General features: G+C 68.9%; 19 protein-coding genes and 1 pseudogene. 11 read left to right on the top strand and 9 right to left on the bottom strand.

Annotation, left to right across the window (positions count from 1 at the left end):
- Window positions 1-894 precede the first annotated feature (894 nt).
- Window positions 895-1,314 carry a hypothetical protein gene (locus tag IEY37_RS15625; protein WP_188943211.1) on the bottom strand — a complete coding sequence of 140 codons (420 nt, stop codon included), beginning with the start codon at window positions 1,312-1,314 and terminating at the stop codon, window positions 895-897.
- A 58-nt stretch (window positions 1,315-1,372) separates the two neighbouring features.
- Between IEY37_RS15625 and IEY37_RS15620 the strand changes: the two genes are divergently transcribed.
- The 4 genes from IEY37_RS15620 (at window position 1,373) to IEY37_RS15605 (ending at window position 5,461) form a co-directional block, all read left to right on the top strand.
- Window positions 1,373-1,615, top strand: coding sequence for a hypothetical protein (locus IEY37_RS15620; RefSeq protein ID WP_188943209.1), 243 nt, complete (start codon window positions 1,373-1,375; stop codon window positions 1,613-1,615).
- 220 nt (window positions 1,616-1,835) lie between these two features.
- On the top strand, window positions 1,836-3,293 hold the full coding sequence (locus IEY37_RS15615) for a TnsB C-terminal domain-containing protein (protein WP_188943207.1): 1,458 nt from the start codon (window positions 1,836-1,838) through the stop codon (window positions 3,291-3,293).
- A 41-nt stretch (window positions 3,294-3,334) separates the two neighbouring features.
- Window positions 3,335-4,195 carry an AAA family ATPase gene (locus IEY37_RS15610; RefSeq protein WP_188943206.1) on the top strand — a complete coding sequence of 287 codons (861 nt, stop codon included), beginning with the start codon at window positions 3,335-3,337 and terminating at the stop codon, window positions 4,193-4,195.
- A 441-nt stretch (window positions 4,196-4,636) separates the two neighbouring features.
- Entirely contained in the window at window positions 4,637-5,461 is an 825-nt protein-coding gene (locus IEY37_RS15605; protein WP_188943204.1) for a hypothetical protein, read from the top strand.
- A gap of 265 nt (window positions 5,462-5,726) precedes the next feature.
- Here IEY37_RS15605 and IEY37_RS15600 read toward each other — a convergent pair whose 3' ends face one another.
- Window positions 5,727-6,170, bottom strand: a complete 444-nt coding sequence (locus IEY37_RS15600) for a hypothetical protein (RefSeq protein WP_188943202.1) — start codon at window positions 6,168-6,170, stop codon at window positions 5,727-5,729.
- Window positions 6,171-6,309: 139 nt separating this feature from the next.
- Here IEY37_RS15600 and IEY37_RS15595 point away from each other — a divergent pair, with 139 nt between their 5' ends.
- The 4 genes from IEY37_RS15595 to IEY37_RS15580 all read left to right on the top strand — a co-directional run bounded on the left by IEY37_RS15595 (window position 6,310) and on the right by IEY37_RS15580 (window position 11,539).
- Window positions 6,310-7,512 (top strand): tyrosine-type recombinase/integrase, encoded by a 1,203-nt coding sequence (locus tag IEY37_RS15595; RefSeq protein WP_188943200.1) that lies wholly within the window; start codon window positions 6,310-6,312, stop codon window positions 7,510-7,512.
- Window positions 7,513-7,668: 156 nt separating this feature from the next.
- Window positions 7,669-8,580 (top strand): hypothetical protein, encoded by a 912-nt coding sequence (locus IEY37_RS15590; protein ID WP_188943198.1) that lies wholly within the window; start codon window positions 7,669-7,671, stop codon window positions 8,578-8,580.
- A gap of 263 nt (window positions 8,581-8,843) precedes the next feature.
- Window positions 8,844-9,680, top strand: coding sequence for a hypothetical protein (locus IEY37_RS15585; protein WP_188943196.1), 837 nt, complete (start codon window positions 8,844-8,846; stop codon window positions 9,678-9,680).
- Window positions 9,681-10,804: 1,124 nt separating this feature from the next.
- Complete coding sequence (locus IEY37_RS15580) at window positions 10,805-11,539, top strand: hypothetical protein (protein WP_188943194.1); 735 nt, start codon at window positions 10,805-10,807, stop codon at window positions 11,537-11,539.
- Between the two features lie 516 nt (window positions 11,540-12,055).
- Here IEY37_RS15580 and IEY37_RS22835 read toward each other — a convergent pair.
- The 7 genes and pseudogenes from IEY37_RS22835 to IEY37_RS15545 form a co-directional block, all read right to left on the bottom strand.
- Window positions 12,056-12,280, bottom strand: a pseudogene (locus IEY37_RS22835) (cation diffusion facilitator family transporter); the annotation flags it as partial.
- A 247-nt stretch (window positions 12,281-12,527) separates the two neighbouring features.
- A complete protein-coding gene (locus tag IEY37_RS15570; RefSeq protein ID WP_229674495.1) occupies window positions 12,528-13,349 on the bottom strand; it encodes an undecaprenyl-diphosphate phosphatase in 822 nt (273 codons plus the stop codon).
- Window positions 13,350-13,416: 67 nt separating this feature from the next.
- Entirely contained in the window at window positions 13,417-13,974 is a 558-nt protein-coding gene (locus tag IEY37_RS15565) for a signal peptidase II (protein WP_188943191.1), read from the bottom strand.
- A complete protein-coding gene (locus IEY37_RS15560) occupies window positions 13,964-14,611 on the bottom strand; it encodes a cation efflux transmembrane domain-containing protein (protein ID WP_188943188.1) in 648 nt (215 codons plus the stop codon). Before IEY37_RS15560 ends, IEY37_RS15565 begins: the two co-directional genes overlap by 11 nt.
- Window positions 14,608-14,997: an ArsR/SmtB family transcription factor gene (locus IEY37_RS15555; RefSeq protein ID WP_188943186.1), complete on the bottom strand. Its 390-nt coding sequence runs from the start codon at window positions 14,995-14,997 to the stop codon at window positions 14,608-14,610. Before IEY37_RS15555 ends, IEY37_RS15560 begins: the two co-directional genes overlap by 4 nt.
- Before the next feature lie 535 nt (window positions 14,998-15,532).
- On the bottom strand, window positions 15,533-15,937 hold the full coding sequence (locus IEY37_RS15550) for a DUF6221 family protein (protein WP_188943184.1): 405 nt from the start codon (window positions 15,935-15,937) through the stop codon (window positions 15,533-15,535).
- Between the two features lie 580 nt (window positions 15,938-16,517).
- Window positions 16,518-17,513: an SURF1 family cytochrome oxidase biogenesis protein gene (locus tag IEY37_RS15545; protein ID WP_188943183.1), complete on the bottom strand. Its 996-nt coding sequence runs from the start codon at window positions 17,511-17,513 to the stop codon at window positions 16,518-16,520.
- 229 nt (window positions 17,514-17,742) lie between these two features.
- Here IEY37_RS15545 and IEY37_RS15540 point away from each other — a divergent pair, with 229 nt between their 5' ends.
- The 3 genes from IEY37_RS15540 (at window position 17,743) to IEY37_RS15530 (ending at window position 21,395) form a co-directional block, all read left to right on the top strand.
- Window positions 17,743-18,111 carry a hypothetical protein gene (locus tag IEY37_RS15540; protein ID WP_229674494.1) on the top strand — a complete coding sequence of 123 codons (369 nt, stop codon included), beginning with the start codon at window positions 17,743-17,745 and terminating at the stop codon, window positions 18,109-18,111.
- A 427-nt stretch (window positions 18,112-18,538) separates the two neighbouring features.
- Complete coding sequence (locus IEY37_RS15535; protein WP_188943181.1) at window positions 18,539-20,560, top strand: bifunctional copper resistance protein CopD/cytochrome c oxidase assembly protein; 2,022 nt, start codon at window positions 18,539-18,541, stop codon at window positions 20,558-20,560.
- A 103-nt stretch (window positions 20,561-20,663) separates the two neighbouring features.
- Window positions 20,664-21,395 carry a YcnI family protein gene (locus tag IEY37_RS15530; protein WP_188943180.1) on the top strand — a complete coding sequence of 244 codons (732 nt, stop codon included), beginning with the start codon at window positions 20,664-20,666 and terminating at the stop codon, window positions 21,393-21,395.
- Window positions 21,396-21,435 lie beyond the last annotated feature (40 nt).

The following is a 21,435-nucleotide window of genomic DNA, read 5'->3' as shown; positions in this document are numbered from 1 at the left end:
AGGCAAGCCCAGCCGTCCCTTCGGGCTGGGCCGCCTACTCTGCTGGCCGCGCCGATCGCCATCCGAGGACACGGCCGGCGCCACAGCGTCGGGACGCCCACGGCAAACCCCACTGACGGGCCGCGCGGCCAGCCGGCCGGCACAGCAACCGGAACATCTGCCGGTACACCCACCGGTCGGGCGCCGGCACAGCAACCGGTCGCTGAGCCGCAACGGACGCCGTGACCACTGGCCGGCCACAACGCCGTAAGGCACGACCTCAGTCAGCGCTCGAGGCCGGGCCGCCGAGCGCTCCGGCGTCCTGACGACGACCACGCGGCAACTAGAAGGGCGGCGGCCGGCAGCCCCACCGACGAACTCACTTAAACCACTGCCCAGCTACACGGGTACGCCGGCCGGCACAGCCACCGGCACACCGACCGGCCCACCCACCGACACAGCGACCGCTTTACTCCATCGACCATGACGTGCGCCAGCAGCGCTCGGCACACCGGCCGAGCCGACAACCGGCACAACAACCGGCAGACGATCGATGCGGGCGTCGCCAACTCGCTTACTAGAACGCCAGACGCGAGCCGGCCGCATCTCGAGGCCGGGCGGTCGACCCGCGCTGACTGCGCTGACTGCCGACGACTGCCAGGCCCCCGCCTCCCGTCCGGCCGGCACGCCGCCCGGCACAGTCACCGATACACACACCGGTACACCGGCCGGCACGCGGGCACATTGCTACGCCCGCTCGCTTCCAAACGCCGGGTGTCCGCTGAACTCCACCCCACGGACCCGCCGCGGCAGCGACAGTGGGGGAGAGGTCGCGCGTCGATCGATTCGCCGCCTCGGTATCGCACGGTCGAGCCAGCTCAGTACAGCGAGGATCGACGCGCCAACGCCTCACCGTCAAGAAGTCGGGACCAGCCGACTGCGAGTCACGGTGACGTCGACGTGCCACCAGGTGCCGCATCCGGGCCCGTTGGGCTCGTACGCCTGCGGTGTTGCCGTTGTCGAGCCACCGAAGTGCATCGTGCGACTTGCCGTGTCGCCGCTGACCGCCACCTTGACGGCGGTGCCGTCGAGCGTAGGGAAGCCCACGAACGCTCCGTGCGATGCCGTCGCGTCGTGTCCCTTCTGGCAGGTCTCGTTGATGCACACCTGCAGGTTGACGACGCGTCCGGTGATCGAACGGTCGAAGGCCACAGCGACGCCATTGATACCCGCAACCATCGAGCACGCCCGGGGCTCGGCGCAGGAGCCCAGCGCGGTTCCCGTGGTCATCGCGAGGGCGCACACCAACGCACGGGATCGGAGCGAGGCCAGCACTCTGCGAGTGAAGCTCGATATGGGAATCCGGGCAATCCCACCCGGCTACAGTGCGCCCATGCCGACCCAGCTTGAACGCACCGCTCGGTGGCTCTATCCGCTGCTGGTTCTCGTGGGCAGCGCACTCGTTGCCGTGGGCATGGTGGTCGTGATCCGAGCCGGACGGACCAGCAATCCCGCTCTGCCGATCGTGTGGATCGGCTTGGGCATCGCGTGGGTGGCGCTGGTGGTGCAGGTGGTCACCCGGCGGCGGGCGCAACGGCGATCGGACGGTGCTTCGTCACGTGACAAGAGCCCCTGAGCTGGTCCATCGGAGCCGTCACACGCTTCTTCAAGGGCGCAACACTACAGTCCTGCCAGCTGTCATAAGGATCCATTACCGCGGCTCATCCCCACCGCGTGTCAACCGACCCGAGTTAAAGACGGGCTGTACGGTCAAGATTGTCAGGCGCAGCGGTAGGTGGCGCGAACCTGCAGCGCTATCTGGCGTAGTCGCGCGGCTCGTGCCAGGGTTTGCCCTGATGAGCGTGGCGGAGCGGCGGTTGGCGGTGCTGGGACCGCACCTGTACGAGGGTGTGCCGTTGACTCGTGCGGCGGCGGCGGCGGGTGTGCCGTTGCGGACGGCGCAGCGGTGGCTGGCCGGCTACCAGGCCGGGGGAGCGGCGGCGTTGTCCCGGGCGGGGCGGGCGGATCGGGGCGGTCGGCGGTTCCCGGCGGAGCTGGTGCAGCTGGTGGAGGGGATGGCGTTGCGCCGGCCGCCGCCGAAGCTGGCGCAGCTGCACCGCGCGGTCGCGGCAGTGTCCGAGCAGCGCGGCTGGGCGGCGCCGTCGTACTCCACCGTGCGGTCGATCGTGGCGGCGATGGATGCGGGGATGGCGGTGTTGGCGCAGCGGGGGAGCGCCGGGTATCGGGATCGGTTCGAGCTGGTGATGCGCCGCGAGGCGTCTGCCCCAAACGATGTGTGGCAGGTCGACCACACGCAACTGGACCTGCTGATCGTGGACGAGCGGGGACGGGCGGTGCGGCCGTGGCTGACGGTTGTGTTGGACGACCGGTCGCGGGCGGTCGCCGGATACGCCGTGTTCCTCGGTGCGCCTTCAGCGGTGCAGACCGCGTTGGCGCTGCGGCAGGCGATCTGGCGCAAGGACGATGCGGCGTGGCCGGTGTGCGGGCTACCGGCCACCCTCTACAGCGACAACGGCGCGGATTTCACCTCCGAGCACATCGCGCAGGTCTGCGCGGACACCCGGGTGCAGCTGATCCACTCGACGCCGGGTGTGCCGCAGGGCCGCGGCAAAATCGAGCGGTTCTTCGGCACGATCACCTCCGAGCTGCTGCCCACCCTGCCCGGGCACCTGCCGCATGGCAGCAACGGCCGGCCGGTGACCGCGCCGGCGTTGTCGCTGCACCAGTTGGACAGCGTCGTCGGCCGGTTCGTCACCGACAACTACCACCAGCGGGTGCATCCAAAGACCGGACAGACGCCGGCGCAACGGTGGACAGCCGGCGGGTGGCTACCCCGCATGCCGGACTCGCTCGAGCAGCTGGACCTGCTGCTGCTGACCGTTGCCACCCCGCGGGTGGTGCACCGCGACGGCATCCGCTGCCACGGCCTGCGCTACATGGACCTGGCCTTGGCCGCCTATGTCGGCGAGCAGGTGACCATCCGCTACGACCCGCGGGACCTTGCCGAGATCCGGGTGTTCCACCGCGGCCAGTTCATCTGTCGGGCCGTCGCCCCGGAGTTGGCCGCGGCGACCATCTCTCTCAAGGACCTGCAGACCACCCGCGCCCGCCGCCGGCGCCAGCTACAGCACCAGTTGCAGCACCGCCGCAGCCTGGTCGACACCCTGACCTACCCGGTCTGGCAAGACGTCCCCGACGAGACCCCCACAACCGCGCGGATCCCGCCGGCCCCTACCGCAGCCGCCACGGGACGGACGCCGCGGACCACGCTGCGCCTCTACCGCGAGGACTGAACACCGCTCACCAATCGACTCCGGACGCTAGGAGGCAGGCCGTGACGGCGACCGCCGTACCAGCGCACTACCGCGACCAGACCACGCCGTTGCGGCCTCAGCCGCACCTGACTGGACCGCTGATCGCCACCCGACAACACCGCCGCTTCGTCGAGTTCGCCGATGCCGTGCGCGCGCACCGCTACATCGGCGTCTGCTACGGCCCACCAGGAGTCGGCAAGACCCGCTCCGCCCGCGCCTACTCCGCCGCCGACGACTGGGACCACTGGAACAGCCACCGCTACGCCGCCGCCGGCATGCCCGCATCACTGCTTGCGGCCCGGACAGCGATGTGGACCCCGTACGTCACCACCAGCCCCCGCGGCCTGGAAGAAGAGATCCACATCCGCGTCCTGGGCTTCGACGGCGCCCTACGCAAACAGCTCGACCCCAGCTACGACGGCGACTTCTGGCCCAACGACGGCTCCAGCGAAGTCCATCTACTGATCGTCGACGAAGCTGACCGGCTACGCACCAGCGGCCTGGAACAGCTACGCGACTTCTTCGACCGCACCGACATCGGCCTGGTCCTGATCGGCATGCCCGGCTTCGAGAGGCGTCTGGCCCGCTACCCCCAGCTGTACTCGCGCATCGGCTTCGCCCACCAATACCGCACCCTGGACACCGACGACCTCGACACCGTTCTCGCCGCCGCCTGGACCAGCCTGGGCGCCCAGTACGAACCCGACCGGCCGGACACCATCGACGCCGCCGCCGCCATCACCCGCATCACCGGCGGCAACTACCGCCTCATCCAACGCCTGATGACCCAGATCGGCCGACTCCGCGAGCTCAACCACCTCGACACCATCACCGCCGAACTCGTCGAAGCCGCCCGCCAAACCCTCGTCATCGGCGCATAGCGGCCCCCGCGGCGCGCTGCTTGCAACGACCAAGCCACCAACGGCCGTCCACGATCAGGACCAGCACCAGGGGGACACATGAGGGCAGGGCGACGATCAACCAGCGCCGTCGTGCTGCTGGCGGCCCTCTTACTGTCCGTCGGCTGTCGAAGCACCACCTCGCCGGCCAACTCATCCGCGTCCGCTGCGCAGGTCACATCCTCAACCACCCGAGCCGAGCCGGCGCCGCCGAAGCCCGCTTCGTCAACGCCGGACAGCACCAGGCCCACGGCCGTGCCCACGACCGGCATGACAACGACGGCCGTGCCTGCTACACCGACGCTTCCAACAACCACCACCGCTGCCCGGACCACCGTCGCTGGCCGGCTCGGCGGCATCAGCTGGCACCTGTCCTCACTTCGCACGGCGGACAACCGGCCAGCCAGCACGGCCTACCCGGACGTGACCATCGAGTTCACCGATACCTACCTGGCTCTGGGGACCGGCTGCGGCGGCCGCCTCTACAGCTACCGCACCGACTCACCACCCTCCGCCCTGCAACTTGGGCCGCTCATCGACAGCCTGGCCCGCGGCTGCCCACCGTCGACCCAAGGTCATGACCCCGACGCTTTGGATGTCGCTTTCGACGCCGCACCCATCCACTACCAGCGAACCGCGACAACCCTGACGCTCACCACCACCACCGCTCACATGACCTTCAAGAACACCGGACTCGCCCGCCTCGCCCGCTACTGGCCGCAACTTGCGCCGCCCAGCGGCGCTGCAGCCGCCAACCCCGCCCAGTGGCCAGCCGCGGTCGTCAACGGCATCTACTTCCAACACCCACCCACCTGGCGGCTCTACCCGTACGTCGTCGCCGGATCCCTCTCAACCGTGGTCGGCTACCTCAGCACCGACCCGCTCCACCAACCGTGCACCACCATCAAGGTGCCCGACGGCATCGAAACCGACTGCGCACAACCGCTAACCCGACTGACCGCCGACGGTGTCCTGATCATCCTCGGCGGCGCCGACGGCCCCGCCTCCCGTAAACCGCCGCTCCACCCCAACAGCACCGTCGCCGGCCGACCCGCCTCCATCACCGAGACCGCAGCCCAAGACGACTGCCAAGTCGTCGGCGCCCAACGCCAGATCCACGTCCTGGTCCCCGGCGACCGCACCGGGCGCTTCTACCCAATCCAGCTCACGGCATGCTTCGCCGGCCCCGTAACCGCGCCCGCCGAAACCACCTTCCGACGCCTCATCCCAACCATCGCCTACCGCTGACAGCGCCAGGACCACAAAGACAAGTGCACTGCGGTCCCGAAGGCAGTGCCATCGCCGACCTCGACCCCCGGACCGACTGAACCACCGCGGCACGGCACACGGACTACGCCGAATAATTCTGCGAGACTGCGCCGAATAGCCCAGCAAGTCACAGCTCAAGATCCCGTCCGCACTGAGCGGGCTGGGACGGCGCTGCCGGTGAACTGGGCGGATCAGCGGTGGGGGAGGGGAGCGGGTGGCCGGTCGAGCGGCGGTTGCAGCACAGTCAGCTCCGGGAGGCGGGCCGGCGTTGCCACGGACTGACGCGGGGCCGGCGCGGTTGCCAACCGCGCTCACTCCACCGGGCGGCCATCCCGATGCTTGCGATCTGTGCGACGAAGAGCCAGCCGCTGTCGTGGGTGACGAACCACCCGATCGTTCCCACGGGGAGCGCAACGATGGATCCAACGGTGATGACCTTCAGCTCCGTGGACACCGGCGGCTGCGACGCAGCGGGTGCACGACGATTCAGGGCCCACCAAGCGATCGAACCGGCGGCGATGCACGCGGCACCGGCCACAGCGAGCACCGTGACTGCGAGGTTCCACCGCCACAGCGTCAGCAGGGGTGTCACCCCGGTCAGGCCAAGTACCAGCCACCAGACCGCTCCGGTCCGGCATCCGCTGACCACCCACCACGGGCGGTAGGTCGTCGAGTCGGTGGTCGTCACGGCTGCACGGTATGCCCGACTTCGGGGGCCGCGGCATGAGCGCCGTGTCGATCACTCTGTCGAGTTCGGAGCAGCCCGAGCCGGCCGTCGGAGCGTTGCAACGTTCCGACGCCGCAACGCCCCGGCAGCGGCTCGGCTGATGCCGTTGGCGGGGGAGCGGCAGGTCGACCTCGACGCCGGTGCCGCGGTCAGCGAGCAACCCGCCCCGGCGCAGGAGTTGGGTGCGGACGCCGTCCGCCGGGTGTGGGCGGCGGTGGAGGCGTCGACGGCGCTGGCGACGAAGGCGGCGTACCGGTCGGACTGGGCGCGGTTCGAACGGTGGTGCCACGAGCAGGGGCAGGCCAGCCTGCCGGCGCACCCGCTGACTGTCGCGGCCTACGTCACGGAGGCCGCGGGGGAGCAGCGGCCGCCGAAGGTGGGGGAGTCGGGGTCCGGGACGCGGTGGCGGTACAGCCCGGCCACCCTCGCCAGGTGGGTCTCGTCGATCAACCAGTTCCACACCGCCGCCGGCCTGGACGCACCCGGCCGCGCGGAGGTCGTGCGGCGGGCGCTGGCCGGGATCCGCCGCGGCCGGGCGACGCCGCCGGCCCGGCGGGCGCCGCTGCTGCTCGAGGACATCCGGCAGCTGCTGGAGACGTTGCGGCTGGCGTTTCACCAGTGGCCGGCCGGGGTGATCGCCCGCCGCGACGCCGCCCTCTTGCTGCTCGGGTTCGCCACCGCCGCCCGACGGTCGGAGCTCGTCGGCCTGACTGTGGGCGATGTGGCGGTGCATCGGGTGGACGGGCTGCACATCACCGTCCGGAAGTCCAAGACCGACCAGGAAGCCCGCGGCACGGTCAAGGCCGTCCCGTACGGCAGGGACCCCCAGACCTGCCCGCCGTGCGCCTACACCCGCTGGCGGCAACTCCTCGACACCGCCGCCGACCTGTCGCCGGCAGAGCAGCGGCGGCCGGTGATGGCCGCCCTCTTCCAACAGGCTGGCGACCCCGGCGTCGACGGCCACGTCTGCCGCGTCGACCTCCCCGCACCGACCGACCCGACCGCGCCGCTGTTCCCGACCGTTCACAAGACCGGCGCCCTCAGCGGCCGCGGCATGTCCGGTCAGGCGGTCAACGAAGTCCTCGCCCGACGCGCCGCCGCCGCCGGCTACACCGACGCCCAGATCGCCAAGCTCGGCGGCCACAGCCTGCGGTCCGGGTTCGTCACCGAAGCCTTCCGACAAGGCGCCGACGCCCACGCCATCATGCGGCAAACAGGGCACCGCAACCCCACCATCCTGGAGACCTACGCCCGCGAACACGCGCCCTTGGTCGGCAACGCCGTCACCAAGCTGGGGCTGTGAATGGTGGCCACCGAAACCGATCCGCCTACCACCGACCGACAATCCGCCGCGAGCGAGGGTGACGCCGGAGGGGGTCGGTACGCGGCCGAGTGGCGGCTGTTCGTGGACTGGTGCGCCACCACCGGCCATACCGGCTTGCCCGGCGACACGGCAACCGTGCACGCATTCCTGGTCGCCTGCCCGGCCGCGCCAGCCACCCAACGGCGACGGCTGACCGCGATCGACCATCACCACCGCGCCGCCGGCCACCCGCCGCCCAGCCGGCACGACGCCATCCGGGACCTGGTCCGTGGCCGTCCCGCCCGGCCGGTGCGCCGGCCGCTCGACCCGGCCGCCGTCGACACGGCGCTGCGTCGGCTCCCGGCTAGCGGCTGGACCCGCGGCTGGTTCGGCCGCCGCGACCGGCTCCTTCTTGTCCTGGCCGCCGCTGACATCCCCTACCGCCACCTTGCCCAGCTCACCGGCGCCGACATCACCATCAGCCGCGGCGCCGCCACCATCACCACCCCCGCCGGCGACGTCCAGCTAGCTGCCACCGAGCAGGCGTGGGTGTGCCCGGCCTGCGCCGTCACCGCCTGGATGGACCTGCTCTACCTCGAAGCCACCCGCGGCACCCGGCAGGTCGCGCAAGTGCTGCACGACGCCGACCCGCTGTACTTCGGCGCCCCGCACAACTGCTTCAGCCCTCGCCCACCCGACTGGACCGGAGACGGAGTGCCGCTGCTCCCGCCGATCGACCAACACGGCTGGACACCCCTAGACAGACCGGCCGGCCTGTCCCGCCAGTCCATCTCCCGCCTTGCTCGACAGGCTGCCGCCGGCGACGACCAGCCGCACCGCGACATCCCGCCACCGGTCAGCGGACAGCGACCCATCGAGTTCACCGACGACGTCCTGGCGCCCACGCTGACCTACGACATTCAGCAGTGGCAACACGGCATCCACCAACGCCATGCCGCCCGCGAACAGCTCGCCCACCTCGGTGACGCCCTGGACGACATGGACACCCGCATCGCCGAACTGGAGGCCCGCACCAAGCAGCTGCTCGAGCAAGGGAGACGGGTGTAGCAGACCTGTCGTGTCTGGAAGTCCTACCGGCTCGTCAAGCCATAATCGACCGGCAACCGACTCTAGGTGACGGCATACCCGTTCCGGCGTCAGACGCCAGGCGGCGACCGGATGTCCTCGGGCAGCGCTCGTCCGAATGGGCACAGATCAGAATCCTCGCCCTGGAATGTCTGTGCAGCCGCAGTTCGAGCCGCGAGCGAGCAACGGGCGCGCGCCTTCAATCCGTCCCGTCCCCAAGTCGTGACGTCGAGATGGTTCGGGAGATGGTCGGCATGTCCTCGTCGCCGGTGATGCCCCGTTTGGTCGCGGCTGCCGCCGTCGCGGTAGCCGTCCTGCTGTCGGGGTGCACGTCCGCATCGCCGACCGCCCTGCCCTTGGAGCGGACCGGTCAATTCGGCAGCGCTGCAGCATCGACAACGCCGGACGAGACGGCGTCTCAACTTGGTGGCGCATCACGCGCTCCAACCGGCGCGACCACCGGTAGTGCCACCTCGGACGGCACAGCGCACGCGGTGCCGCCGCGGACGGCAGCGACTTCCGCACCGGACAGTCGTATCAGCCGCACGGCGGCAACCACGCAGTCCGGTAGTCAATCCGGATCGGTTCCGACGGTGCCACGGCCGACAGTTGCCTGCCAGCACCGATCCAGCGATGTGGCGGCGCTGCCGTTCATGTATGCCGGCGGCGACCGCCACCCGGTGATCTCGATTTTCACCGCCGGTGGCGTCCCGGGTCGCGGTGTCCTGTGCCGCACCAACTGGGGCAGCCTCGAGCCGGTCGAGGCCATCCCGCCGGGAGAGGGCCCGTTGCCCTACGTGCGTCTGCAGGCGTCGCCGCCGCATCCGCGCAGCGTGGGCGGTGAGAACTATGTTTGGGGTGCCGTGCCGTCGGATGTCGCCGCCCTTCGCTTCGCGTTCGGCGGCGGCCGCCCGCCCAGACAGGTGCTCGGCAGCTACCCGGGCACCAGCCTTGGCCACGGCTGGCGAAGCTTCGTCGCGGTCGTGGGCGACCCAGACGTCGACAAGAGGCTGGTCGTGACCGCCTACGACCGCACCGGCGCTGCGATCGGCACCCGCACGATCGTTCCACCCGACCGTTAGCCACACCCGGGGCTGTTCTGGGCACCGCCGGGGTGGTCACCTCGAACCGTTCCCACCGGCTCAGCCACTATCTGATGCGGTCTGCCGTGGCCCGGGAAAGCAAGCGCCGCCCAGGCGACGGAACCACTGACCGCCTACGTCGACAGGCCTGCATACGGAACAGGACCGCGGCGGTGTGCTGTGGTCACGGGGTCCTCACGGTTGGCCGACGGTGGCGGAGTGTTGGAGGCGCTCAGGCGCTGCAAACGCTGGAGATCGATGATTGTCGCGGCTGGGCACGATGGTCGCTGTCGACCCCGAGCGGTCTCTGGGGTCGGCGGCTGGCTGCAGGCTGTGGGCGTCAGCCGGGAGCGACGCCGGCGTAGAAGAACAGCGACGACGCCGGCGAGCAGCACCGCCGACAACACCAGCAGCGTGCGAGTCTCGTTCAGCTGAGAAGCTATCGCGGCGGGCGTGCAGGCCGGGGGGCGGTGCGCTGCGGCGAACAGCGCGGATCCGCAGTCGACCGGGTCCGCCCCCAGGTCGTCGAGCTCGATGATGACCGGCTCGACCGCGGCCACAGCCGCATAGACGGAAACGGTGACCCACGCTGCGACGAGCAGCCACCACCCCCATCGCAATGAACGGCCGTGTCGAGGGCTCATGGGAACTGATCATCGACAAGTGCCGCGACCGACGTGGCGAAAGCATCCCGGCGAAGTCCGTGCGTGGACCCGTTCACCCGGGCGTGGCCGCGCGATTGGGCCGCAACATCGCTGCGAATCCACGCTGGAGACCGGTCGTCTATCTTGCGCCACAGTGACCAGTGGTGCGGCACCGCCACCGGCGCGGCGGCTCGCGTTGTCGTGCATGACGCGGCACCCCATGGTCACACCTTCCCGGCAAGCGAGACCTGCCGGTGTGCAAGGTGGCCGGACGAAACGGCTGCTAGCCGGGGGCTGACGGGTGAGCGTCGCGATTTCAACCGGCGTCACGCCGTCCGAAGGCTGTGACAAAGCCGTCCTGGGCGAGGCGGGGTCTTAAAAGCAACCATTGGGTTGGCGACGCACGTCTGAGGTTGGACGGGTCTTGGCGATGCACGAGGTGGTGGGCAGCACGGTATGACCGGCCGTAGGCATGGGTTGGTGACGCTCGCCGCCGTGTTGGGTTGCCTGCTGGTGAGCTGTTCAACCAGCTCTGGCTCCGCCCGCGACGTCGGCACCGTTGTTGGCCGCTCGGCACCGGTGTCGTCGCCCGGCGCGGCTGTGTCGACCACTTTGCAGTCGCGACCCTTGTCCGAAGCGAGTTCGACCGCTTCGGCGGGCACGTCGCGGCAGACGGCTGTTGTCGGGGCAGCAGCGTCGGCGCCGGCGGTGTTGGTCCTTCGGTGGCAGTCCACCGGAGGGTCGTGCGCGGATCTGCACACCCTCGTGCCCGAACTCGTGGTCCTAGACGATGGCACGGTCATCCGCACGGACCCCGACACCGGCAGCCTCGGGCAGTACTGCCAACCGATCCCCACGTTCACCGCTGGACGCGCCGACCTGGCCAAGGTGCGACAACGGCTGCAGGACTACCTGAGCACCGACTTGTCCAGAATCGACATGGCGCACGTCAACGGCATGTACGACGACGGCCTCAGGGTCCTGCAGTACGCCGGTCAGGATCGGTCCCGCCACGTGGTCATCGACGATTTCCAAGCGTTCGGGTCCGCCGAGATGGTGGCAGCCCAACGACGCGGCCGCGCCGCGCTGACCGCCACAATCGTCGACATCCAACAGCTGACACCCACCAGCGCAGCCTGGACGCCGTCGGTTGTGACCGTCACCAAGCCGGCGGCCTGGGTTCCGCGGTACTCCTCCACCGACGCGCCGGCCTAGCCCATCCCTGTCACCGCCGCCGTGCAGCGCGTCCTGGCCGGGCGGAAGGTGGCTGCGCCACCATCACCGGCCCACCCGCCCAACAGCTGCTGGCCGCCGCACGAACCCGGCCAACCGCAGCAGCGACGTGGAGCATCGCCGGGCACCGCGCCTTCGTAGCGATCGGCGTGGTCATCGACCCGGACGCGCCCTGCAACTAGCCCAAGCGCCGCAGTTGCTGACGGGGACGGCGGGCGGGTAGCTGTCGGCTGCAGAATCAGCGACAACGCGGTGGCGCGCACCCCTTGTTAGGGCGCCGCAGTCTTTCTGCCAAAGGCGCGGCCGACGGGCTCCACGTCCACGACGCGGCGACCCTTAATCGGCGGCGAGTCGCTGCGTGGACACCCTTGCAGTTGAGCTACCGGGAATGCCCGCTGTACGCCTTCCGCGCACGTCGCGGTCCGAAGCGTGCGGTTCTCGGGGCTGCTGAGGCACCGCGGTCGCCCGGTTCGTCGTAGACGGTCCTGTTGACAGCGGCCGACCAGACTCACCGATCAATCCGGCCTTAAGCATCAAGCTGCCACGACCATCGCCGCGAGCGGCGTCGGCGCGGGCGAACCCGGTCAGCAGCACAACCAGTCCGGCGATGGCGGTGGCGATGAACGCGTAGAGGTCGTCGAGGATGTGCTGGAACGCGCCTTCGACGTTCAAGCTGGTGCGGTTGGCTCTGGAAATCAGCCACGCCGCGGCGACGTCGTCTGCGGCCTTCTGGGAGCCGCGCCTTCCGCTGCGGCAGCCGCCCGGTCGTCCGCCGGCTCGCTGGCGACCCCGCCGCAACGGCAGCCACGCCGCGGCTCACCTCCGGCGGTAACATCATCGAGACCGGCACCAGTCGTTTTGGCTCACCCATTGCGAAGCCCAGCTCGCCAGTTGCCCACCGTGCGGCGTGCGCTCGCCGGGGATGGAATTCGACTTGCCATTGGCGCTGGGCGTGTGGGGACCGCACAGGTCAGCGGGCCTGCAGCACGCCGGCGCCAGTCAAGGCGAGGATCAAGGCGCCTAAGCTGAGTCGGTAGAGGACGAAGCCGGTGAACTTGTGGGTGGTGACGAAGCGCAGCAGCCAGGCGATGGTGGCGTAGCCAACCAGGAACGCGACGAGTGTCGCGGCGAGCACCGGGCCCCATTGAGTGCTACCGGGGTCGTCAAGCTTGGTCAGTTCCAGCAGGCCGGAGGCCAGAACGGCGGGCACCGCGAGCAGAAAGGAGTAGCGGGCCGCGTCTTGCCGGCGGTAGCCCAGCAGCAGCCCGGCGGTGATGGTGCCCCCTGAACGGGACACTCCAGGAATGAGGGCGAGCGACTGGGCGGCGCCGAAGATCAGGGCGTGCCGGGTACTCAGGTCCTGCAGCGATCGCTGGTTCCGGGCAACACGGTCCGCCAGGCCGAGGACGAGCCCGAACGCGATGAGGCTGACGCCAATGAGCCGCAGGTCACGGGCCTGGGTCTCGATGAGGTCCTGGAAAGCCACGCCCAGCAGGGCGATCGGCACGGTACCGGCGATGACGTACCAGCCCATCCGGGCGGACGGGTCCCTACGTAGTCCTCGGTTGACCAATGACCTACTCCAAGTCGTCGCGATCTGCCACAGCTCGCGACGGAAGTACAACAGCACAGCGCTTTCCGTGCCGAGTTGGGTGACGGCGGTGAACGCCGCACCCGGGTCCTCCCAGCCGAACAGAGCTGCAGTGATGCGTAGGTGCGCGCTGGAGGAGATGGGCAGGAACTCAGTCAGGCCCTGCACCAGTCCAAGGACCAAGGCGTGCAGCCAGCTCACCGCAGGGGCCATTGAATGATGGGTGCCGGGCCACCTGCTGCCGTCGGGGCCGGCTCGGCCGCGGCCGTCACGGCGTTGACCTGCGGGCGGTGCGCAGCGCGATCGAAGCGCCACAGACGAGCGCAATCATTAGGGCGGAATCAGCCAGGTTGAATGTTGGCCACGATCCGATGTCGATCCAATCGACGACGTGGCCACGCATCGGACCTGGCGAGCGCAGCAACCGGTCGGCGAGATTGCCGGCGGCGCCGCCCAGGGCCAGCCCTAACGCCACCGCGACCGGCCGTGAGTGCGGTCGACGGGCCGCCACTGCCAGCATGATCACCGCGACGATAGCGACAGCGGCGAGCAGCGGCGTCAGCGAGGTCCCCAGCCCGAATGCGGCACCGGGGTTGCGCCGCTCGGTGAGCACTAGCGCCCCACCCAATAGTGAGATCGGATCGGTGCTCAGCGACTGCACCGCCCAAGTCTTGGTCGCGATGTCCGTGGCCAGCACTAGACCCCCGATCGCAACGATCAAGCTCATCCGGCGCCGCTGCGCCGACGGAACGCCAACCGTCGGCAATGCCGTACGGGCGCCGCTGTCTCCGTCTTCGGCGGGCGGTTCCGGGCGATTAGTCGTCATCGCAGCCGTCGTCGCACACCAACTCGCCTTCCCAGGCCTCTCGACCTTCCCGAACAGCGAAGTAGGCGATGATGAAACCGGCGACCGAGTCGACCCACGTCCACCCGGCAACCGCGAACAACACCAAGCCGGTGAGAGTAGACACCGACAGCCAAGAACACAGCTTCGTCTCCGCCGCGTCTGCAAGCACGAGCCGATTCCCCAACCGCTCTCCGTTGATCCGCTTGTAGCGGGCCAACATTGGCATGATGAGTACCGACAGCGCGGTGAGCACAATCCCGACGACGCTGGTTCCCGGCTCCACGCCGTTGATCAGGTCCCGGACGCCCTCGACGGTGACATAGGCTGCCAGCAGGAAGAATGTGACCGCGACCGCCCGGAGCGCACGGCGCTCCTTGGTCTCATCGACCTTGCCGTGACGGACCTCCGCGCGCAGCCTCAGCAGCACGATCCCGGCGGCCGCGACCTCGATGCCGGAGTCGACGCCGAAACCGGTCAGCGATACCAGGCCCGCCGCGAGACCGGCCCAGACCGCCACCACGCCCTCAAGGACGTTATAGGCGATCGTGGCCCAAAGCAGCCCAATCGCGATCCGGGCCGGGCGCGCCAACCGTGCGCCGGCGACGGATTCGGTCACGCCGTCTCCTCACTCTTGACACAGCTGGGGTCGTCGCAACCTGTATCGGGGTTGCCGTAGGTCGGGCACAACGCAACTGTCGATCCGATGCGCAAAAGCAGCTCTTCGGTGGCGGTGAACAACTCCAGCAGTTGCGGGTGCGCCAAGGCGTAGAACATCTGCCGGCCTTGCGGACGCGCCGTCACCAGGCCGCAGTCGCGTAGGCACGCCAGGTGCCCCGACACAGTCCCTTGCGACAGTCCGAGGTCGGCCACGAGGTCAGTGACCCGGCGTTCGGCATCGACCAGCCGACGCAGGATGGCGAGGCGGGAGACATCGCCGAGGCCGCGGAACAACACCGCCGCGGGAGAGAGGGCCGCTCGCGGCTCCACCGAACGTATAGCCATGCGCCGATGATAGCGGTCAGTCCCGAGCGCAGATACCTGGGCCCGACCGAAGTATGGGCTGACGCCGTCACAAGTCGTAGTGGGCAGGTACAGCTCTGTCCTCCCGGCCGGCGGTCGAATCAACTCGGATCTACCAGCAAGTCTTCGCTGTGTCGCCGCGTCCGCCGACCGTGCTGAGCGAAACTCCATCCAGGCCCGCTTCGGGGCCCATCCGTGTGCAGGTCGAGGCGGTGTCCACCCTGCAGTTGGATCAGATGACTAGGCGAAGAACTCGAGGCGATCGTCTTGCTCCCGGCAGGCGCCATCTGCGGCTGCACGCCTGAACAAGGTCAGCCCCGCGCTCGCCAACGCCCGACATTGCCCGCACGAGGCCGGCGGTGCTGCAGTGGGTTGACGGCCTCCTTGTTGGGCGTCCGCGCACGCCAACTGATGACCTTCGGGCAAATTCGCCGGTATCGCCGGACTCGAAGCCCCATTGCTGGCAAGACAACCGGAGCGTGTGGGGATTGCGGGCGGCGGCCGCGGGTGTCCTCGTCTAGTTGGGCGGTGCGTCGGTTGTCGGAGTGTCGGGTGGTGGGTCCGTGGGGTTCGTCCACTGGTGGTTGTAGTCGGGGTGGTCTGCCCAAATGCCGGCGATTGCTCGGACGATCCATCGCAGATGGCGTTCCAAGATGTCGGCCTCGTTGGCGTCGATCCCCGGGTCCTCGGGCCCGTCGTCGTTGTGGCCGTGGTGCCAGTCGTACGCGGCGAGCGCTGTGCTGTACCGGGCGGTGATGGTCCGCATGGCGGCGCACCAGTCGGGGATCTGGAAGCCCGTCAGCACGGCAGCGACCATCCGGGCTCCTGTGGAAGCTTGGCTGCGCCCGCGGCCGAGGAAGTCCTCAGCGTCCTGCTCGACCTCAGCGATACGCGCATTCACAAACGCCACGAGATCGGACATCAGCTGAGTTCTCCCTCGCATGCATCCGTGCGTGCCCTCGACCGGTCGGGTGCGTGGCTGGGTACAGGCTGGGCCGGCTCGGTAAGTCTTCGCGAGTGCAGCCCCGACGACTGCGCTACCCGAGGACGCGAGCGGGTCGGCAGGTCGCTGACCCCTGATCACCGGCAAGCTAGCGATGGCCGTGCATCATGGTGCTGACGTTACGGCTCGGCGCGGGGGCAGTTGCTAAACCATTGACTGCGACCAGAACTGCGAACGCAATGACCAGTGCTACAGCGCCGACGACTGTCCACTCCTGCACGTGCGATATGCCATCCCGATCGATCGACTCTGTATGAGCAGTGTCGCCCAGTCGCTGTGGGAAATCGTTGACCGGGCATGGACGGTGGGGTGCGGTCAGTCGACTGAGGGGCTCGTCGGGCGGTTGCTTCCGCATCAACTGTCCCCGCCGCCGCATGATTGGCTCGCGCTTGCGGTTGGGCCGGGGTTTTGGGTTTGAGGCGTCACTCACGTCTTTCCTCCCTTCGGATTGCGGGCCGACACTGCCGAGCGACCGTTGCGCCTGCCTGAGCGCATGCATTCACGATGTGCGAGGCGCGTCTTGATCATAGAGCTGGGACCTGTCGAATCGTCGCCGCATGTGGCCGGGACTCGAGCGTTGATCACGCTGGCCCGTTTCGACGCCAGTCCCTACGCTCGTTGGGCGCTGCACGTTGCTGCTCTCCCGTAAACTGGGCTGGTCAGGGGGGCTGCTGCATGCGTCCCTTTTATCGCTTTCTCGAGGGTCGAAAGCCTCGCGCCAGGCGAAGTATGCGATAGTCAGGACGGCGATCGCGCCGAACGTGCACCATTGCAGTGCATAGGACAGGTACGATCCGTCGTCGGTTTGTGGTACGCCGATCTCCCGCAGCGCGCCTGGCGATGCTTGCCCCAGCTGCACGAATCCGATGCGGAGTGTGCCATCGCCGGCTTGCCGTGGCTGCAGCTGACGACTGTCGATACCGGTGACCAGCATTTGACTGCCGATCTTTGTCGGGGGGCGACGTAGCGGATCCGGCTGGTCGGGCTGGATTCGACCGGTGATCGTCACCCTGCCGCCGGGCGCCGGTGGTATGTCGACCGCGTCGAGTCCGATGTAGCCGCGATCCACGACCAGTGTTGTGCCGTCCTGGAGCCGGAACGGGACGAGTACCTCGGAAGCTGGCTGGTTGCGCTGGTCCTGGCGGAGGCGGACCACGACCTGCTGGTCTAAGTCGAACGTTCCTGTGGCGGTCACCTGCCGCCACGCGAGGCCCGGGTCCGGGGGTCCCTGGACGGACAGGTACTCGTCTACCGGCGCGGGCGGGGCGGTCAGGGCTGCGTTGATGGTGGCGTTGCGCTGGCTGCGCTCGGCGTGCCGACCGAACTGCCACGGCGCCAACACCAGCCAGCAAGCGGCCGCGAAGGCCAGTGCGCCGACAACTGCCGCTATCCATCCGCGTTGACGCAGAAATGCCCATCTGCTCTGGCTGGTGGGGATCGTGGAGCTCGTCGTTGGATTGGCCGGTGTTGCCGGTGGCCGTCTCACGGCAGCCACTTGGGCGGGGTCCGGTGCCGATCGCAGCGGTCGTCGCAGACGTTGACCCGACGGCCGGCGGGGTGACTGCCGGGCGGCCACGACCTCGGTGATACACAGTCCACTGTACGATGCTAGGACACCAGCGACCGAGGACGCGAAGGGGTGCGCGATGTTGCAGGCAACCGACCCGCCGCGACCCTGGCGGACTGCACGGACGCTGATCGCTGCGTTCGCGGCCGCTGTGGCGGTGTTGCTGTCGGTGCACTGGGTGGCTCTGGACGACTCGGCGGGAGACCACCGGCCGGTCGCCGCCGTAGTGGACCTGGCGGTCCCCACCGTGGACGTGCAGCAGGCAGCCGCCCCGCCCGGTGGTTGGATCATCGGTTCCGATGAGGGCACCGCACCGGGGGACGGCAGCAGCGATCCGCACCGGTCCGCACTGTCCCGGTGTCTGGCTGTCTCGGCCGATTCGCGGGCGCTCAGCGTGCCTGTTGGTCCGGTGGACCTTGCCCATCGACGGTCTGACGGTGTCGGGTATCTGCGCGAGCTGTCGGGGCGGCTGTGGCCTGCGCCATGGACCGGCTGCCTCGCATTGGTGCACGTCATCCAGGTCTAGGACGGGGCGTTGGTCCGGTTGATGCCGGACCGTCATGTGCCTTTCCACCTGAGCGTGACGATGGCGCCCTGAAAGAAGCTGCTCGTGTCTGCTGCATGGCTGTTGCGTGCGGTTGTCCGTTGGTGCGGACCGCTGGCTCGCCGCTGCGAGAAGTTCGGTGCCGGTGCCGGTGCCGGTGCCGGTGCTGTGGCGGCGGATCGTCATAGGCCGGTGCACGAAGTTCTGAGGTTGCGCGGTTCGCCGGGCGGGTTTGCGCGGGTCGGTGGTGTGGGTGTTTGCGGTGGCTGAGCGCCGCGCAGGGTCGGCCGCCTCGGGTGACGGCGCTGTCGGTGTCGCGTCCGCCGAGCCGAAACAGCGCCGCCACGGATGGTGGGGAGTCCCCAGCATCGCTGGGCTGGTCGTCGTGGGCTGCTGCGTTACTGCTGGCTTGGCCTTGCTGCTGCCATCGCCTGCCACGGTGTTGGGGGTAGCGGATTCCGGCGGCGCGGCGCGGCTGCTGCTGCCCGCGGTGCGCGTTGTCTTCTATGTCGGCGCCGCAACAACGGTTGGGTGGTTGGTAGCGGCAGCGATCTGGTTGCCGGCCGATCCGTCGGGACGGTTGACGGTGGCAGGGCTGCGCGCTGCCCGCGCCGGCGCCGAGTCCGCGGGGGTCTGGGCGGTGTCGGGCCTGCTGCTCGTGCCCCTGTCCGTGTCGGAGTTGTCGGGCCGTTCGGTGATCGACGCAGCGCGCGGTGGCCTCGTGCTGCAAGCGGCAAGCATTTTTGGCTCGTTGCAGGCCAACCTGATCAGCGCTGTAGTGGCCGTTGGCCTCGCGGTCGGTGCCAGGCTGGCGCGACGATCATCGACAGTGTTGGTGCTGGCGGCGGTGGCCATCGCTGGTGTCGCGCCGCAGGCCTTCGCAGGGCACGCCAGCGACAGCGACAACCACGACATCGCGGTCGACCTGATGATCTATCACCTGGTCGGGGCGTGTTTGTGGGTCGGGGGGTTGGTGGCCGTCGTTGCGCTGACACAGCAGAAGGTGGCCGGTCTATCCGTCGTGGTGTCGCGGTACTCGGCCACGGCACTGGCCGCGTTCGTCGCGGTGGCCGCGTCCGGTGCGGCGAGCGCGGCGGTCCGTATCAGCGCCATCGGTGATCTGTGGACGACCGACTACGGTCGGCTGGTCGTCGGCAAGTCCGCGCTGTTGCTCGCACTGGGCGTTGCTGGTTGGTGGCAGCGCCGATGGGCGCTGGCCCAGCTCCGTCAGGGCCGCACCCGACCGCTGTTGGCCGTCGCTGGCGCAGAGCTGGTGTTGATGGCAGCCACGGTGGCGGTTGCCGCCACCTTGGCACGGACGGCGTCTCCAGCAATCGACGATCAGAGCATCGGCACGGTCCGGGCCGCCCTGGGCTTCGACCTTCCGGGGCCACCGACCGTGTGGCGACTGGTCACGGCCTGGCGGCCGGACCTGCTGCTGGGCGTAGCCGCGATCGCCGCAGCGCTTCTGTACCTGCGGGCAGCTGACCGCCTGCGACGGCGGGGCGTGCGGTGGCCGGTGAAGCGAACAGTTGCCTGGGCGCTGGGCTGCGTCATGGTGTTGATCGCCACCTCGTCCGGACTGGACCGGTACGCGCAGACCCAGTTCTCGCTGCACATGATCGTCCACATGACGCTGGGCATGCTCGCCCCGATCCTGCTGGTCCTGGGCGGACCGGTCACTTTGGCGCTGCGGTCATTGCCACCGGCAGGGCGAGGGCAGCCGCCCAGGATGCGGGAGCTCATCGTGGCGGTGACCCACAGCCGGGCCCTGCGCTTTGTCAGCCATCCCCTGGTCGCCGTTATGCTCTTCGTCGGCTCCTTCTATGCCATATATTTCACCGGACTGTTCGGGTTGTTGATCTCGTCCCATCTGGGCCATCTGGTCATGAACCTGCATCTGCTGACGGTCGGCTACCTGTACTACTGGTTGATCATTGGTATGGACCCTGCGGCGCGGCGATTCCCGCCGGTGGTCAAGCTGGGCCTATTGATGGTGACGTTGCCCTTTCACGCCGTCTTCGGCTTGTCCTTGATGAACAGTCATGCAGTCATCGCCTCCGATTACTACCGCCAGTTCTCGCTGCCGTGGGTGCCGGACTTGCTGGCGGATCAGCGGCTGGGCGGGGCGATCGCTTGGGCGTTAGCCGACATCCCCACCGCTATCGTCATCATCGCCCTGGTGTCGCAGTGGTTCCGCGCCGATGAACGCGACGCGCGCCGCGCCGATCGACGCGCAGACCGGGACGGTGACGACGAATTGACCGCCTACAACGCGATGCTGACCAGGCTCCACGACCGGCACGTCCGCGAAACCGGCCAAGCCGGCGCCGCTATCCCTGACCGCTCGACAACCGAAGTCTCCAACGCCGCGCTCATCAGGCCGGCCGCGCCCAACCCCGCAGATGCCGGGCACAGCAGCACGATATGACCTTGACCGGTCGACCCCATCGTCGACGGTCCTGCCCGCGCCACGCCGCGCCGCTTCCCCCTTCGGCGCGGCGTGGCGCCTCGCACCATCTGGAAGGACAGCAGTGTTCTCTAAGGCTCGACGCCACCTGGTCCGGGGATTCGCGGCTGCCGCAACGGTCGTCGCTGTCCTGGTCGGCTCGGCATCACCTGCGTGGGCCCACCTGGACATCGACCCCGGTGTGGCTGCACCGGGAGACACCGCGACGCTGACGTTCCGTGTACCCAACGAGTCGGCGACGGCATCGACTGTGATGGTGCAGATCCAGATCCCGGCCGCCACGCCCCTGGCGCAGGTGCGCTTCGAGCAGACCGCCGGCTGGACCGCCCGCGCCGACAAGACCAAACTGACGCAACCCGTGACTCAAGGCAACTTCACGATCACCGAAGCGGTCACCTCCGTGACCTTCACCGCCCGGGACGGCAACGCCCTCCCGCCGGGCAGCTACGGCGACTTCAGCCTCACAGTCGGCCCGCTCCCGAATCTTCCCGAGATGGCGTTTCCCGCTGTTCAGACCTACGACAACGGAGACATCGTCCGATGGAACCAAGACGTAGCCGCCTCGGGCGAGGAACCCGAGTTTCCGACGCCCACTCTGGTACTGCGAGCCGCCGGCGCACAGTCCGGCGCGGCGAGCGCCGCTCCACCTTCTGGTGACCCCACCGCGACCGACGCGGCAATCATCTCGGTCACCGGTATCCAGGCCTCCGATTCGGCCGCCCGGATACTGTCGGTGATTGCGATTGTCGTGGCCGCCGCGGCTGCGCTAGTTGTACTGCTCGGAGAGGTTGGTTGAGCGGGTGTGATGACACGATCTGATTGATCTTGTTCGGGAG

This window comes from Nakamurella endophytica, assembly GCF_014646215.1.
GTDB classification, from domain to species: domain Bacteria; phylum Actinomycetota; class Actinomycetes; order Mycobacteriales; family Nakamurellaceae; genus Nakamurella; species Nakamurella endophytica.
Note: the sequence above shows the minus strand (reverse complement) of the source record. Positions and strands in the feature narration are given on the sequence as shown.